Annotated in this window: 14 protein-coding genes and 2 pseudogenes; 12 read left to right on the top strand and 4 right to left on the bottom strand. The window is 44.7% G+C overall.

Annotation, left to right across the window (positions count from 1 at the left end; genetic code table 11):
- Positions 1–22: 22 nt before the first annotated feature.
- From N5J69_RS11810 to N5J69_RS11800, 3 genes are read left to right on the top strand one after another with little or no spacing between them, the layout of a single operon-like run.
- Positions 23–829 (top strand): amino acid ABC transporter permease, encoded by an 807-nt coding sequence (locus N5J69_RS11810; protein WP_279770485.1) that lies wholly within the window; start codon positions 23–25, stop codon positions 827–829.
- Positions 822–1,574 carry an amino acid ABC transporter ATP-binding protein gene (locus N5J69_RS11805; protein WP_279770483.1) on the top strand — a complete coding sequence of 251 codons (753 nt, stop codon included), beginning with the start codon at positions 822–824 and terminating at the stop codon, positions 1,572–1,574. The genes N5J69_RS11810 and N5J69_RS11805 overlap by 8 nt, the downstream gene beginning before the upstream one ends.
- Before the next feature lie 19 nt (positions 1,575–1,593).
- Positions 1,594–2,706, top strand: coding sequence for an FAD-binding oxidoreductase (locus N5J69_RS11800; protein WP_279770481.1), 1,113 nt, complete (start codon positions 1,594–1,596; stop codon positions 2,704–2,706).
- Between the two features lie 47 nt (positions 2,707–2,753).
- Here the strand turns inward: N5J69_RS11800 and N5J69_RS11795 are convergent, their stop codons facing one another.
- Together N5J69_RS11795 and N5J69_RS11790 are read right to left on the bottom strand one after the other, a co-directional pair.
- The gene (locus N5J69_RS11795) at positions 2,754–3,269 is read right to left on the bottom strand and encodes an RcnB family protein (protein ID WP_279770479.1); all 516 of its coding nucleotides are present in this window, start codon (positions 3,267–3,269) and stop codon (positions 2,754–2,756) included.
- A 123-nt stretch (positions 3,270–3,392) separates the two neighbouring features.
- Positions 3,393–4,646, bottom strand: a complete 1,254-nt coding sequence (locus N5J69_RS11790; RefSeq protein WP_279770476.1) for a serine hydrolase domain-containing protein — start codon at positions 4,644–4,646, stop codon at positions 3,393–3,395.
- 241 nt (positions 4,647–4,887) lie between these two features.
- Between N5J69_RS11790 and N5J69_RS11785 the strand changes: the two genes are divergently transcribed.
- The 4 genes from N5J69_RS11785 (at position 4,888) to zorE (ending at position 9,553) form a co-directional block, all read left to right on the top strand.
- Positions 4,888–5,556, top strand: a complete 669-nt coding sequence (locus N5J69_RS11785) for a YecA family protein (RefSeq protein WP_279770474.1) — start codon at positions 4,888–4,890, stop codon at positions 5,554–5,556.
- 533 nt (positions 5,557–6,089) lie between these two features.
- The gene (zorA2, locus tag N5J69_RS11780; protein ID WP_279770472.1) at positions 6,090–7,742 is read left to right on the top strand and encodes a type II Zorya anti-phage system protein ZorA2; all 1,653 of its coding nucleotides are present in this window, start codon (positions 6,090–6,092) and stop codon (positions 7,740–7,742) included.
- A gap of 6 nt (positions 7,743–7,748) precedes the next feature.
- Positions 7,749–8,456: a type II Zorya anti-phage system protein ZorB2 gene (gene zorB2, locus N5J69_RS11775; RefSeq protein WP_279770470.1), complete on the top strand. Its 708-nt coding sequence runs from the start codon at positions 7,749–7,751 to the stop codon at positions 8,454–8,456.
- A 5-nt stretch (positions 8,457–8,461) separates the two neighbouring features.
- Positions 8,462–9,553 carry a type II Zorya anti-phage system protein ZorE gene (gene zorE / locus N5J69_RS11770; protein WP_279770468.1) on the top strand — a complete coding sequence of 364 codons (1,092 nt, stop codon included), beginning with the start codon at positions 8,462–8,464 and terminating at the stop codon, positions 9,551–9,553.
- A gap of 84 nt (positions 9,554–9,637) precedes the next feature.
- Here zorE and N5J69_RS11765 read toward each other — a convergent pair.
- Positions 9,638–9,838, bottom strand: a pseudogene (locus N5J69_RS11765) (integrase core domain-containing protein); the annotation flags it as partial.
- Between the two features lie 18 nt (positions 9,839–9,856).
- Positions 9,857–10,396 (bottom strand): annotated as a pseudogene (locus N5J69_RS11760) (integrase family protein); the annotation flags it as partial.
- Between the two features lie 609 nt (positions 10,397–11,005).
- On the opposite strand from N5J69_RS11760, the gene N5J69_RS11755 reads away from it, so the two are divergent.
- From N5J69_RS11755 to N5J69_RS11735, 5 genes are all read left to right on the top strand, one after another.
- Positions 11,006–11,296 (top strand): hypothetical protein, encoded by a 291-nt coding sequence (locus N5J69_RS11755; RefSeq protein WP_279770466.1) that lies wholly within the window; start codon positions 11,006–11,008, stop codon positions 11,294–11,296.
- A 48-nt stretch (positions 11,297–11,344) separates the two neighbouring features.
- Complete coding sequence (locus N5J69_RS11750) at positions 11,345–12,955, top strand: DNA methyltransferase (RefSeq protein ID WP_279770464.1); 1,611 nt, start codon at positions 11,345–11,347, stop codon at positions 12,953–12,955.
- 5 nt (positions 12,956–12,960) lie between these two features.
- Positions 12,961–14,235, top strand: a complete 1,275-nt coding sequence (locus N5J69_RS11745) for a DEAD/DEAH box helicase family protein (protein ID WP_279770463.1) — start codon at positions 12,961–12,963, stop codon at positions 14,233–14,235.
- Between the two features lie 85 nt (positions 14,236–14,320).
- Positions 14,321–15,298, top strand: coding sequence for a hypothetical protein (locus tag N5J69_RS11740; protein ID WP_279770462.1), 978 nt, complete (start codon positions 14,321–14,323; stop codon positions 15,296–15,298).
- Positions 15,299–15,443: 145 nt separating this feature from the next.
- Positions 15,444–16,046: a hypothetical protein gene (locus N5J69_RS11735; RefSeq protein WP_032625301.1), complete on the top strand. Its 603-nt coding sequence runs from the start codon at positions 15,444–15,446 to the stop codon at positions 16,044–16,046.
- The last annotated feature ends 35 nt before the right edge of the window (positions 16,047–16,081 follow it).

Here is a 16,081-nt window from a genome sequence, read left to right as displayed (position 1 = left end):
CCCGCCCTGCATGGAGACGGCGATGGACCTGTTCACGATTCTTTCCCGCACCTTCTTTGATTTTCCATCCATGATGGAAGTACTGCCGCAGATGCTGACCACCGGGCTGGTCAACACGGTGATTATCTCGCTGGCGGCCACGCTGCTCGGCACGCTGTTCGGGCTGCTGCTGGCGCTGATGGGCATTTCACCTTCACGCTGGCTGCGCCTGCCAGCCCGGATTTATACCGATCTGTTTCGCGGTCTGCCTTCCATTCTGACCATTCTGCTGATTGGTCAGGGCCTGGCGCGTTTCAGCTACCAGCTGTTCGGTCCGACACCCTACCCGCTGGGGATCTTCGCCCTTAGCCTGATCGCCAGCGCCTACATGGGTGAGATCTTTCGCGCCGGGATTCAGAGTGTGGAACGCGGCCAGATGGAGGCCTGCCGGGCGCTGGGGATGAGCTATGGCCGGGCGATGCGGCTGGTGGTGATCCCGCAGGGGATCCGCCGCGTGCTGCCCGCCATCGTTAACCAGTTCATCGCCATCATCAAAGATTCATCACTGGTCTATCTCCTGGGCCTGATGACCCAGCAGCGGGAGCTGTTTCGCGTGGGCCAGGATGCAGCGGTGCTCACCGGCAACCTCTCGCCCCTGATGCTGGCCGGGCTGTTCTATCTGATCATCACGGTGCCGCTGACGCACATGGTCAACTGTGTCGATGTGCGTTACCGCACCGGTCGTCGTCGCCTGACTGCCCCGCAAAGCGGCTTAAAAGAGGTGGATGAAGTCAGAGCGCCCGCCGTTTCTCTGGTCACGCACCCCCGCATTGGAGGAACACATGAATAACCTGAACGCCGCGAGCTGGCACGGTGCCAGCCTGGAATTACGCGATCTGACGCTGGCCTATGGCCCGATTGAGGTGCTGCGTAACGTTTCGCTGCGGGTCGCGCCCGGCACCACCACCTGCATTATCGGGCCATCCGGATCGGGTAAATCGACGCTGCTGCGCGGCATCAACCGTCTGCATGAACCGCAGTCGGGGGATGTCCTGCTGGCTGACCGATCGGTGCTGCACGACAAGCCCGATGCGCTGCGGCTGCGGATTGGCATGGTGTTTCAGCATTTCAATCTCTTCCCCGATCACAGCGCGCTGGAGAACGTGGCGCTGGCACCGTGGCGGGTCAAAGGCCTGCCTAAAGCACAGGCGATGGCGATTGCGCGTCAGCGGCTGGAAGAGGTAGGCCTGGGTCAGCGCGCCGATCATCGGCCACGCGACCTCTCTGGCGGCCAGCAGCAGCGCGTCGCGATTGCCCGTGCGCTGGCGATGGATCCTGAGGTGATGCTGTTTGACGAGGCGACCTCCGCCCTCGATCCCGAACTGGTGAAAGGTGTTCTGACGCTGATGGCGGATCTCTGCCGTCGCGGCATGACGATGGTGGTGGTGACACATGAAATGGGCTTTGCGCGCAAAGTGGCGGATCAGGTGGTGTTTATGGACGAAGGCGAGATTGTTGAAGCCGGGCCGCCGGGTGCCATTTTTGATGCGCCGCAGTCACCGCGACTGCAACGTTTTCTCTCTGAAGTGCTGTAACTGAGCAAGGAACCTGATAATGGCGGTAAAAACTGAAATGAAAGTGGTGGTACTGGGCGGTGGCGTCATTGGTGTCTCGACGGCGCTGGCGCTGACAAAACGCGGTGCGGCGGTCACGCTGGTAACCGAAGGCGCACTCTGTTCCGGCGCATCGGGACGTTCACTCTCGTGGCTCAACTCGGCAGGTGAACGCTCCCGGCCCTATCACGCACTGCGTATGGCGGGCATCGATCGCTATCGCACGCTGTTTGCTCAACATCCCGACCTTGACTGGCTGCGTTTTGATGGCGGAGTCTGCTGGTTCAGCGACGATGATGCCGGGACTCAGGCGCGGCATGCTTATGAGAAAGCACACGGCTACGACTCACAACTCATAACCGCAGATAACGTGGCGCAGGCCGATGCGTCCATCGATCCCGACGCGCTGCCGTCACAGGCGATATTTAATCCCGGTGAAGGCTGGGTCAGCCTGCCGCACCTGACAGATTATCTGGTGAATCAGTTCCGGGGGCTCGGGGGTGAGGTGATAGAACACGCCGGTAAAGCCAGCGTCATCACCGATCAGGGCCGGGCCTGTGGCATCCGCTACGAACAAAGTGAACTGCGGGCAGATGCGGTGGTGGTCGCCTGCGGGCCCTGGACACCGGAGGTGGTTGCGCCACTGGGCGTGACAATCCCCAACGGATCGCCGGTCTCCATGCTGGTCATCACAGAACCGGGCAGCCATGCGTTGAAAGCGGTGCTGAATACGCCCCGCGCCGCCATCCGGCCCAATCCCGGCAACCGTTACGCGCTGGATCATGACTGGTATGAAGCCGATATCCAGCCACTGCCCGGCGGTGATTATCATATTGATGAGCAGGTCGTGGCAACGCTGGCAGAAGAAGCGAGCAGGCTGTTACGGGGTGACGAGCCACTCCGCGTTCAGAGCTGGAAGATTGGCCTGAAGCCGATTCCGGGCGATGGCGATCCGGTACTGGGCCAGCTGCAGAAGGTGCCGGGCTGCTATGTGGCGTTTACGCATTCCGGTGCCACGCTGGCGCTGATTGTCGGCGAACTGCTGGCGGAGGAGATTGTTACCGGTGAGAAGCACCCGATGCTGGCAAGCTTTGGTGCGGAGCGCTTCAGCTAAAAAAAAAGCCGGTCATCGCGACCGGCTGATTTCATTTAGCCATGGCATTAGCCACGGAAGAATATATCACCCGATTTACCCATGACGATTTTGCCGGTGTCATTGGTAATAAGAATGTAGTTGGCGTTGATATACGCCCAGTGGGTATTTTCCTGCGGTGCAGGCAGATTACGCTTTTGCCATTCAGTGATGGTGTACGTTTTGGCGGTGTACTTCTCTGGCACGATGTCACCGATTTTGTATTCTTTATAGTCGATGATGATAGTGCTGAGTTCGTAATTAGGGCGCGCGCCGTTGGCCGTTGACGGCGTGGTTGGCGTGGTCGGCGTAATACCATCATTAGACTGTGAGCTGGCGGGTGCCTGGCTTTGCACGGCACCGGCACCCGGCTGGGCGCTTCCGGTATCTGGCGTAGCGGGCTGAGCATCAGGGTTAGCCGGCTGAATTTGCGGCGGTGGCGGAACGGAATCCGTTGCTTCGCCAGCAGCCTGTACAGCGGGGATCAGGCTCAGCGAGCCAACCAGTAATCCCATTGATAAAAGTACACGTTGAGTCCTGCGCATAATGATTTCCACGTTGAATTTGACAGTCAGGCTAAATTTATCGCACTTCAGTTCCGGTACGCTGACGCTGTGTGCAGGGAAAACAGCGCTGTTCGCTTTGCTGCACACAGGCCAGGTGACGGATCACTGTGCGACCACTTTATCCTGAGTTGCCAGATCGACCAACAACGCAATGCCTAAATAGTTGCTCCAGTTAAAGCTGTTCTGCAGCACGACAATCGCATTGCCGTTGCGTTTATCGTAGCCGATAAAACTGGCGTAGCCGCCGATATAGCCCACCTGCCAGGTGATCTGCTGCCCTTCGATGGTGTCGGTCACCCAGGCGATATTCTGCGCCTGCGTCCCCTGCTGATACCATGCCCGGTTCACTGCGGCAAACGCCCGACCGCGTGGCGTGTCACCCGTGGCATCAAGGTGTGCCCGCAGATAGGCACTCAGATCGCGGGCATTACTGTAGAGGCTCGCCGCAGCCACCATATTGCCGTGGAAATGCCAGTCGGGCGTCAGCGTGCCGCGACGGATAAATTTCGGCTGATCGCCAGCATGACCCAACGCACGCAGCGGATAACCCGCCAGCGTTTCGGGAACAAAGCTGCTCTGGTTCATCTTTAAGGGGGTAAAGATCAGCTGTGACGCCAGCGTCTGAATGTCCTGATGAAAACGGGTGCGCACGATAAAACCGAGCAGTGCATAGCCGAGGTTCGAGTAGTGTGGCCTGCGTACCGCCGGTGCTGAGAAGTCCGCCAGATAACCCAGCAGCCTGTCGCTGTCGAGATTGTCATAGAAGTTTTCGCCCGTGCCCAGGTAACGAACGAACCGCTGCAGCATCGGCAGATCCATATCCTGACGCGGCAGGCCGGAGGTGTGTGTCACCAGCTGCAGCAGCGTGATGCGGCGTGCGTCAGCACTGAGGGGAACGCCTTGCGGCAGCAGGTCAGCCAGGGTATCGCGCCAGCGCAGCTTACCCTGATCCACCAGCTGGATAATCACTTCTGCCGTCACGCCTTTACTCAGCGATCCCAGCGCAAACAGGGTATCGGGCGTAATGGGATAGCGATGCACCCGATCGGTAACGCCAAACGGGTAGTAGCGGGTCGGCCCGCCGTGATGAATGACCGCAATGCTGATGCCGGGAACCTGATTCTGCTGCATGTAATGCTGCACGATGTCATCGACATTCTCGTGAAAAGTGGCGTGCGTCAGATAAACGCGATCGCCTACCGGCGCGGACGTTTGCGACAAGGTTCCGCAGCCCGCCAGCAGGAAGATCAGGGCGGGTATGCATCGCGTTGTTAATCTGCTCATCCACTGGCTGGCAGATCCCATCCGTGTGAGGTATGCGGCCACATCCCGGCTGCAGTAAAATCCATTTTTCATCTATTAATCATCAGGTTAAATTTATTTAATACGCAGCAGGCTGTCTGTAGCGCAAAAATGTACCATAAAGTGCGATGGGCTATCGCCTGCACAACGGGGTGAAAAGCGGGGTAAACGCGGTTTAGCCGCCAGGGAATGCCCGAACAGGGTTAGCTGTGTTACAGCGCACAAGGGTGTACACTGCTGCGGTTTTAAGGCTTAACGCCGCGCTGAAATTTTGATATGCCCGGGAGGCAACCGCATGAAAGAAGGCCCACTGTCCGAAAAAGAGCTGCAATGGCTGGAAGATATGCTGGAAAAATATGGCAGCGAAGCGTCAATTCTTGATGTTTCCGAGCTGGATGGTCTGCTGACTGCCGTTCTCTCCGGCCCCGTGACCGTTGAACCCAGCCAGTGGCTTGTCGCACTGTGGGGTGGCGAGAAGCAGATTCCAAAATGGAGCAACGAGCGTGAAATGACGCGCTTTATGTCGCTGTGCTTCCAGCATATGAATGATGTGGCTGACCGCTTATCCGAATTCCCGGAGCAGTTCGAACCGCTGTTTGGCATCCGCGAGATGGAAGGTCTGGAGTTTACCGTGGTGGAGGAGTGGTGCTTCGGCTACATGCGCGGTGTCGCGCTGACCGACTGGTCTGCCCTGCCTGCGGAACTGCAGCCTGCACTGGACGCTATTGCCCTGCACGGCGTGGAAGAGAACCTCGACAAAATCGACGCCATGTCGCCGGAGGAGATGGAAGCCAGCATTGAGGCGATCCGCCCTGCCGCGCTGGCGCTGCACGACCACTGGATTTCTCAGCCGGAAGCGATTCCCGTGCCACAGAAACCTGTCTCAGCAGAGAAACTGCCTGGCCGTAACGATCCCTGCCCGTGCGGCAGCGGCAAAAAGTATAAGCAGTGCTGTCTGCATTGATTGATGGCGCTGCGTTGTGAGCTGTCGGGCGGGGTTCTGCCCGGCAGGTTTGAAGTGACCTGTGTTTTTGCTGTGGCTGATTAACTGGTAAAAAATTAGCGCGAATGCATGTTTTAAGATTTTACATCGTATTAAGTTGAAAGGTTGACCTGCTCCCCGTTGATTACTGCACCGCGATGTCAGGAATGTTTTCATTAGCCACATCAGTATCTCCACAGCGATAGGCGTAAAGAACTCTTCCATCTGTAGCAGTTAGCATACATTTTTTAGAAAGGCTTAAGCCTTAGCAGAAGTGGGTTAGCTGAGGTGTTAACAAGTATCCTGTTGTCCACAACCCACATTTCCATAGATTACTGCCATCAATTGAAAGCTGAATGAGTAGCCACCAACAATAATGATTGGTATCATTTCCTCCAAAAGTTTTTGCTACACTGCTGACATAATTCAGGTTTTGTCGAAGCATTTCGACTTCCCTTTTGCCATTGTGTTCGACGTTTAGCTTAAAACCTCAATTCTGTAACGCAGGGACAACAATGTTAGCGCAGCTTTTTGAACATTTTTTTTATTCCATTAACTCTACCCTCATTACCAACATATTTATTTGGGCCGTCATTGCTGTTTTCATAAGTGCATGGTGGTGTGACTACAAAAATGTCCATAGCAAGTTCAGAGAATACGCGCCAACATTGATGGGTGCACTAGGTATTTTAGGTACCTTTGTAGGAATAATAATTGGCTTATTGAATTTTAATACTGAGAGCATAGATACCAGCATTCCAGTGTTGCTTGGAGGGCTAAAAACAGCATTTATTACCAGTATTGTCGGGATGTTTTTTGCAATTGTATTTAACGCCCTCGATGCTTTTTTCTTCGCTAACAAAAGAAATAAATTAGCAGTCAATGAGCCTGAACTTATCACTCCAGACCATATTCACTATCAACTACAAGAACAGAACAAATTTCTGGAGAAATTAGTATCAGGAATGAGTGGCAGCGAAGAGGGATCGTTAGTTGCGCAGATGAAACTATTACGCAGTGAAATTAATGATGCATCTCGCTCCCAAATCTCTCATCACAACGAATTTAGCAATAAGCTATGGGCACAACTTCAACAGTTTGCAGATTTAATGGCCAGGGGCGCAACGGAACAAATAATTGATGCTCTTAAACAAGTCATTATTGATTTTAATAATAATTTAACAGAGCAATTCGGTGAGAACTTTAAAGCGCTTGATGCTTCGGTGAAAAAACTTGTCGACTGGCAAGAGAATTATAAAAATCAAGTCGACCAAATGGGCGCGCAGTACCAACAAAGTGTCGAATCACTAGTTGAAACTCGTGGTGCAGTTGCTGGTATCTGGGAGGAGTGCAAAGAGATCCCACTTGCAATGGCTGAATTACGTGATGTTTTACATGTTAACCAACATCAGATAAGCGAGTTATCACGGCACCTTGATGCTTTTGTTTTGTTACGCGACAAAGCAGTCGATGCAGTTCCAGTGATCCATGAAAAACTTGATGAAGTAGGTGAACTGCTTAAAGCGGGTGCATTGAGTGTCAGCTCTTCCCTGGGGCAAACAGGAACCGAACTACTTATCAATGCGAATGCGATGCGAATAGCACTGGATGAAGGAACAGAAGGATTCAGACAGTTTGTTGCTCAGACGCAGCAAGCATTTGCCTCAATGGCACATGATGTAAGCAACTCTTCAGAAACCTTAACAACAACACTGGGCGACACTATTACTGAAATGAAACAAAGTGGTGATGAGATTCTGAAGTCTCTGGAATCACACTCTAAAGAACTTCACCGTAATATGGAGCACAACACAACCAGTGTGATTGATCTCTTCAGTAAAACTGGCGATAAATTTAATCAGCAGTTAGCCAACAATGCAGAAAGTATGTTTGGAACTATGCAGTCAGCCTTTGATAAAGCGAGTTCGGGCTTAAATTCTCAGGTCAAAGAATCAGTAGAGCGCTTTGGTAGTTCAATCAATGAACAGTTGCACGCTTTTGAACAAGCTACTGAGCGCGAAATGAACAGAGAAATGCAATCTCTGGGCAATGCATTACTGGCAATTAGCCAGGGATTTGTCAAAAATTATGACCAACTGATAAAAGAATATCAAAGCGTTCTTGGTCAGCTGCAGCCATTAATCAGCGCCAGACAAAATCGTGGATAATCGCTAATGGATAAAATTATTGGCAGGCAAATCTCAAAAAAACCTCAAGATAATGAACACTGGGTTTCTATGTCAGACCTGATGGCCGGTCTGATGATGGTATTTATGTTTATTTCTATTGCTTATATGCATTATGTTCGTATTGAAAAAGAAAAGATAAAAGAAGTTGCTGTTGCCTATGAGCAGGCACAGCAGCAGATTTATAAAGCTTTGGAGATTGAATTTTCAAAAGATCTGACATCCTGGGATGCTGAAATCGATAAACAAACCCTTGAGGTAAGATTTAAATCTCCTGATGTTCTTTTTGGATTAGGAAGCTCAGAGTTAAAGCCAAAATTCAAAGTAATTCTTAACAATTTTTTTCCTCGCTATTTGAAAGTATTAGATGAGTATAAGCAACATATCACTGAGGTCCGAATAGAAGGACATACAAGTACTGATTGGACGGGTGCTGCTAACCAAGATATTGCATATTTTAATAACATGGAATTATCTCAAGGAAGAACTCGCGCAGTCTTACAATACGTATACAGTTTAAAAGAATCAGAAGCACATCAAAAATGGGTAAAAAATAAATTTTCTGCGGTAGGATATTCATCTTCACATCCTATTCTAACTCCAGCGGGAAAAGAAGACCCCAACCGTTCACGACGCGTTACATTTAAAGTGATTACAAATGCAGAATTGCAGATTCGTCGCATTATTCAGGAATAATCAGGATGAAGTTAACTGTTGATTTTTCTGAGCTGATTGCGCTGGGGAAAAAAATGCTTCCTTCAGGTGCTAACTTTTCTCTTGCTGAAGCCACTGTCGTTTTCGATCCAATTGATATTGAATTATCTGCAGGAAAGGAAGTCAGCATTGCCGATCTGGATCCTGGCAGTGGTTTAATTTCCTATCAGGGTCGTCAGGTTCTTTTATACATCCGTGATCATACTGGGTGCTATGATGCGGCATTAGAGGATGGCGAGAAAGGGAAGCGTTTTCATATTGCCTGGTGTCGCACACTTGACGACATGCGACAGAAAAATCGTTTTGAGCGCTACCATGCAACAAACCGTGTTGATGGTTTATTTGAAATTGATGACGGTTTGGGCCGAAGCCAAAATGCTGACCTAAGAGTTTGCATGAATTGTCTTGAACGCCTTAATTACAAAGGCAGTATTGATAAAATACAGAAAAAATTGGTATTCAAATCGTTTTCGTTGAATAATTTTTTCTCTGATTACAGTACTTGCTTCCGCTATATGCCTAAAGGTATTCATGATAAAGCAAACAGTGGTTATGTGGACAACTGGAAAGATATTTCTCGCTCTGTTCGCGAGCAGGCAGGTTATAAATGCAATGATTGTGGAGTCAATTTAAGCTCATCACGCCAACTCTGCGATGTTCATCATAAAAACGGTGTTAAATATGATAACTCAATGGAAAATCTATATGTTCTTTGCAAAGATTGTCATCGCAAGCAACCTTTGCACGAAGGAATATTTGTTACTCAGGCTCAAATGGAAATTATTCAACGCTTGCGCCTGGAACAAGGGTTAATAAAAGCTGACTCCTGGAGGGATATTTATGAACTGACTGATCCATCTGTTCACGGTGACATCAATATTATGCAGCAAAAAGGATATCAACCTCCGGTACCAGGGTTAAACTTGCGGAACTCTGCAAATGAGGTAATTGCAACTGTAGAAGCAGCATGGCCCACCTTAAAAATTGCAGTAAACTTAATTAAAATAAAATCAGACGGCTGGGAAATATTCACAGTTGGCGAACTTATAAAAAAGATACAATCTGGGGTCAAATTTTAATTCGGCAGACATTCAAAATGCCTGAAATATTATCAGGCCTCTTTAGTTTTTCTTTTATGCAACGTAAGTTGCATACTAGTATAATCAAAATGCAATTCCATCAATTTTAGTTCCAGTTAATTCTGGAGGGCTTAAGGTTTCAGCGAGTCGCAGGTACTCTTCCGCTGTCAGATTATTAAGGGATTCATGAGGCCGTTCGCTATTATGTTCATTTATCCAGTGCGTTGTGATTTCCCGCTCTTCATTCGGGGTTGTGAAGACATTTCCGCAAACTTCGGTCTTCGTTTCATACCCTCTTGCTCACAGAGTATTATTAACCGTGTATTCACTCATGAGTTTTTTAGGATCGTGATCGTCAACGAAGATAAACTCTTCCATCCCGATCATACTTTTGATCTTTTCCAAACCGCTAAGGCCTGACGTGATAAGGGAGCAAAATGTAGAGTTCGCATCTTTGAACTACGCTGATGATATTTAACACCTTCTGGCGTTTCACGCTCACCAGGAAGCGTCCACATGGCCGTTTCAAAATCCACTTCTGGCCAGCGGGCAAAACGCAGTTCACTTGAACGAATGAACGCCAATGAGGAGATCTCTACAACTAACCTGATTTTAGCTAACAACTTACGGGCCTGATCCCGACAAGCCCTGGCATCCGCCAGCGACACTTCGGCGTATTTCCCCCAGCGCCAGCATTTTCTATTAGCCGCCAAAGCGATAACGCAGCCGCCAGTATTTGGAGTCGTTAGAGTGAACCAGCAAAACCATGACTTCGCCATCAGCCAGCTTATAGGCTTTTGCTTCAGGCTTAGCCGAACGAACCTTCACATCACTCAGAGCCATGATGAGTATCCTTTCAAGGGTTCCGTGTAGGTTTAAACATTATCGAACCGGGATGTACCCGCAGTTATACCCGCATCAGTAAGTTGATGCAGATTGAATCAGGTTGACTTAGGTTGGGTGAAAAAACGAGGAAAGCCTTACGGATACTGGATTTCAGACACAAAAAAAGCCGCCCTTGAGCGACTTAATTCGTATACCTGGTGCGAAGGCCGGACTCGAACATCGCAACTATCCTTATGATCATAAGAGATTAAAAATTTTCATATTGGACATGATACCAACATTGATACCATCAGTCCCTATTGGTGATAATCGAACAATCAATGTAGAAACATTAGACCAGTATTCATAGCTTCACATCTATTGAGAAATTATAAATGACAATCAAAAATGTACAATAACCAATTGACGACCAATTACCTTGAAAACAACTATGATGAATAATTTTTTCTGCCAACATAATAGTTTTATTAAGAATAGCCACAAAAACGCCACATAAAAATATATGTTAACTATTAGCCAATACATTCCCTATATTAAGAAGATAATTCCAAATCTATAAGATTTATGATATAATGGAATTAGGTAATATATACACTTGGAACTAAAATGCAAAAGAAACTTCCAGAAGAATCACTACTTGAGAAACTAACAAAAGAAGAACTTCTTAAGCTGGTTAAAGAGATGCATGAAGATAAAAAAATGCATGCTATTTTCTCTACGGACGCAGATTTGTATGCTAATGATGCAACTCTAATGTGGCAGGGTCGGAACAGATTCTTAGCTGAAACAGTAACACCAGTCACGATAAAGAGCGATGCGAAAAAGAGCTATCCTGAAAAAATCGGTGGAAATCATCGAATCATTGATGGTGATAATTTAGCTGTGATGCGCTCATAAATTAATGAATTCCGTGGCGGACCGAACACTGGATTCGATGTGGTATATATGGACCCGCCATATAACACAGGAAGTGATGCATTTATTTATAATGACAATTATAGATTTTCAAAGGCTGAAGTAGATAAATTAAAAGATGCTATTGGAAGAGTTGAAAAGGGTGTTTCACTTGATGACCCATCCCGACATACTAAGTGGATAAATCATATTGCTCCTCGCCTTTGGGCAGCAAGAAAACTACTAAAGCATACTGGTGTACTCATAATATCTATCGATGAACATGAATTACCAAGACTGTGGATGCTTCTAGAAGAAATGTATGGTGAAAAAAACCGTATTGCCACACTTATTTGGGAAAGGTCAAGGAAAAATGATGCAAATTATATTTCTGAAGGCCATGAGTATCTATTAGTTTGGGCCCGCGACAAATCTGCTCTCGATTCAAAAATGAAAGAACTTGCTAAAAACAAGAAATGGGAGAGATACAAAGGAAAATGGAGAAAGCCCAAAGAAGGTGCAGAAGATATACTGACAGCATACTCTGATGCTAAAAAAATATTTTTGGATGATATTCCTAAAATCCAAAAATATATGAATGATTTTTTCAAAAATCTGCCAGAAGATCATCCTGCAAAGAAAATTCGTTATCGCAAAGTAGACAAAAATGGCGTCTATAATGACGACGGTAATCTAAACTGGCCAGGCGGTGGTGGCCCTCGATACGATGTAGTACACCCAATTACACATAAACCATGTAAAGTCCCAGCATCTGGCTGGAGGATTGCTAATCCTGAGGTAATGCAAGCTTTAATTGATGCCGATAAGATTGCTTTCAAAAGCGATCACAATGGTATTCCGAGAATGAAAACCTATTTACATGAAATGGAATCAGAAGTCGCAACTTCAGTGATTAGAAGAATGGGTCAAAGAGCGGTAGAAACCGTAACAAATATTCTTGGAAAAAATTCATTCGATAATCCCAAAGATCATGAAATGCTGGCAGAACTCTTCAACCTTGTTACTTGGAGAGATCCCAATGCAATTATTTTCGATCCTTATGCAGGAAGTGGAACTACTGGTCATGCTGTTTTGACTATGAACTCTGAGGATAATGGTCAGAGAAAATTTATTTTAGTAGAAAATGGTGATCCTTCAAATAAAAAAATCAACCGCGATCACTATGTGAATAATATAACGGCTGAACGAATTAGAAGAGTCCTTTCCGGTAATTGGGCTGACAAATCTCAGCATCCCAAAATCAATGAAGGATTCAATTTTTATGAAGCTAAAAAGACTGTCAGCAAAACAGTCATCATGGAATCTAATAGAGAAAATTTAGCTGATATTATTTTACAGGTTGTTGAAGATGATTCTAACCGTTTAGATTGTCGCATGGATGGCTATAAATATCTAATTGGAAAGACAAAACTTGGCTTTGGAATTGCATTGGTGTGGGAAGCAGGCAAAGCCAATGGACATCAGCCCTTAACAAGAGAAATCCGTTCAGTAATTATGGATGAGGCTAAGAAAGCGAATGTGAACAGACCTGTTTATATTTATGCTGTAGCTAATGTATCTCCGTTGAATGATCAGCTTTACCGCTTCCAGCAGATTCCTGATTCAATTCTGGCGAGATTAAATTTACTGGAAGAAGAGTAATCATTTTGAAACTAACAATAGACACACTCAAACCATTTCAAATTAAAGCAGCAAGTGAAATTGCTGAGATGATTGCAACTTACCCTAACCCTCCTTACAAAAGGAGGTTTGATCCCGAAACCGGTATGTCGCTTCCCTTCCTTTGCAGGCTAAAAGCTATTACGGGGAGTGGTAAAACGCCGATACTTTCACTCGCATGTAACAAAATCGGTGATGGTATTATCCTTTGGACTACTAACAGAGGAGCAGTAATCTCACAAACAAAAAATAATCTTAGTGTTGGAGGAAAATACTCTAATTTACTTCCTGACGATGTAAATATCCTGAATTTAAATGAGATTACGGAAACTGATTGGGTCGATATTTGTCGTGCCAAAAAAGGCTTAACAATTATCCTTGCTACTGTTGCTTTATTTAATAGGGATGGAGATGCTTTAAATGTTCATAAAGACAGAGATGGCATTAGTCATTGGGATGTTCTTTCAGGAAAGGGGCCGGAAGGTAGAAATCGCCAACTTTATGTAGTCTACGATGAAGCTCATGGTGGTACAAAAGCTCAGTTCTCAAGATTGAAAGAACTCAATCCTCGTGCATTTATTTTAGCATCTTCCTCCGAAATGTCGGGCGATCTCATTGATCTTTTGCCTGGGAACAATGTGGATGAAAAATCTTTATCTTTAAAAAATCAAACAGTAGTAGTTTCGACACCATTAGTTGTTAAAGAAGGGCTATTAAAGACCCGTCTTTATCTTGTCGATTGTAACACTTCTCGATTAGATGCATTAACCGAAGCTAATACTAAATGGCAAGAACTTAGCACTAAACTAAGTAGCTTTAATACTTGGCCTGTAATTTGTTGCATCGTAAATTCAACATTAGCAGGCTTAGAAGTTTGGGAATCGTTGGTCAGTCAGTTAAAAGTTGATCCAAAAAGAATTGCCGTTCATTTAGCAAATGTAAATTCCAACTTAGCTAATGTTAATCCTAATGCACCATGGAGCTTATTAGTCGATACTCATAAAGCGAAGAAAAGCCCTGAAGATTTACATGATGAAGGTTATTCACATATCATCTGGAATTTATCATTAAGAGAAGGTTGGGATGAACCATGGGCTTATGTAGCTTATCTTGATGGGTTAGGTAAATCTACTACTGATATCTCACAAAAAATTGGTCGTTTTTTGAGACAACCTAATGCTACTCCTTTTGATGATGGAGACTTAAATTCAGCATACTTTTATTTTAATGTTCCAGATAAAGATTTTTTCATAACTTGTTAAAACTACACAAAATGACCTAAGTGATTCAGGTTATGAAATAGTCTCAATCGAAAGTAACAGTCCGAGACCACAAATTTCGAGAGAAGTGCCTGTTAAAAAGGAAGTGTTTGTTTCTAAAGTCGCAGAAACTTTCGGTGAAGACCTTGAAATATTAGACCAAATACTACTTTCAAATGTGCCTCTTTTTTCTGATGAAAGCCTTCGTTCAAAAGGAAAAATGCATACACGAGTTTTAGATTTAGTTAACAGTTGTGAAGATTTGGATCTTAATAAAGAAGAAACTAAGGATGACAATGCTGATATTTCTGTATGGGAATATTTAGTCTCAAGATTAGGAACTTATGATAACCGTATAGCCCGGAAATCAGGGACATGTTTTACTCCTTTTGTAAAAAATGATCCTAAGATGAAGCAGCGGATGCAATTTGGCTCAGATGCAATGTTGCAAATCAATAATAATCTATCAAATATTACTCGTCTGCTTAATAATGAGTTCCATCTCGAATATGAATACGATGACATATATGCGGTAAAGTCATTTAATTTAGTTTCACCAGACTATCAATATGAAGACTTAAATAAAAGAAACAGATACAAAGTTAATGCCTTTAAAAATGCCTTGCATTCTGAATATAATGGCCTAAATAAATTTGAGTTAGAAATTGCAGAATCAATTGATTCATTAGGAGTTGATTGGTGCAGAAATCCATCAAAAACAGGTTATAACATTCCTATCCCTGAAATTGGTCAAGGGACTTCTAATTTCTTTCCTGATTTTTTATTATGGACTAAAAATCAAGTGTGGGCTTTAGATCCAAAAGGTTCACATTTAATTAATGATGCGATTTTTCTAAAGCTCATGGCTGTATCAGATATAAATGATAAAAGATTGAGATTAAAGGTCGGATTTGTATTAGAAGGCGAATATATACTTGGTATCAATAATCGTCCCCAACTACAGAGTAAGAATGGTTGTACTTTAATTTATAAAAAGAACTCATCGATCAGAGCTAAATCATACCCGACGTCAAAAGAACTGGCTAAAGATTTGCTTGTTTTATAATGAAATTAAATGTGTGTTAGATGACAAATTTAGGTGGCTCATCTAACACTTATTTTTCAAAAATCTAAAGTTTTGTTATGCAGTGCATTTAAAATCATGAACACATAGCTTTATCATTTTTTTAATAATTATGCTGAGGAAAAAAATGGAATATACATTCAACATTTTTGAAGAAACAGATGAAAAAAATCATAACCATTATTTAGTTTTTGATTCATTTAATACTTGCCTTGGTTATTTCAATAATATCGATTTAGCATATGGTTTGATAAATATCTATTTAAGGTATTTAGAAGAAATCTATGAAGATAGCTCACATTTTAAACTTAAAAGACAGATAGCACAAGTTTCAGATGAAATTAAAAAGCAAAATAATAAAAAACTTGACGAAACAATATATATTGATGGATTAATCACCTCACTGCACTACATAGAAATAAATAAGGAAAAAGAATTCCTATTTACTGAAAAACATAAATTATTCTCTACCATACCTACTTTACTAAATGAAAAAAATTTTAAACTGGTCTTCAGTAGTGAAGATATCAATACCTTGCACAAGCGATTTCTTTCCACATTGATTGAAGAAAAATATACAAATGGTAGTATGGTTGAGACTTTGAAAAATGCACTTTCTGATAAATTTGAAGAAAATGACCTTGCTAATTACTTCCCATTTTTATTTCAAAAAAATGAAATAGATAATGAATTAATCGAGTCGATAAAACCACCAAAATTAGGTTCATGATTTTTATTTATAATTACTATTGACTTCTCCTTTTT

This window comes from Pantoea sp. GD03673 (assembly GCF_029844725.1).
Taxonomy (GTDB): Bacteria; Pseudomonadota; Gammaproteobacteria; order Enterobacterales; family Enterobacteriaceae; genus Pantoea.
Note: the sequence above shows the minus strand (reverse complement) of the source record. Positions and strands in the feature narration are given on the sequence as shown.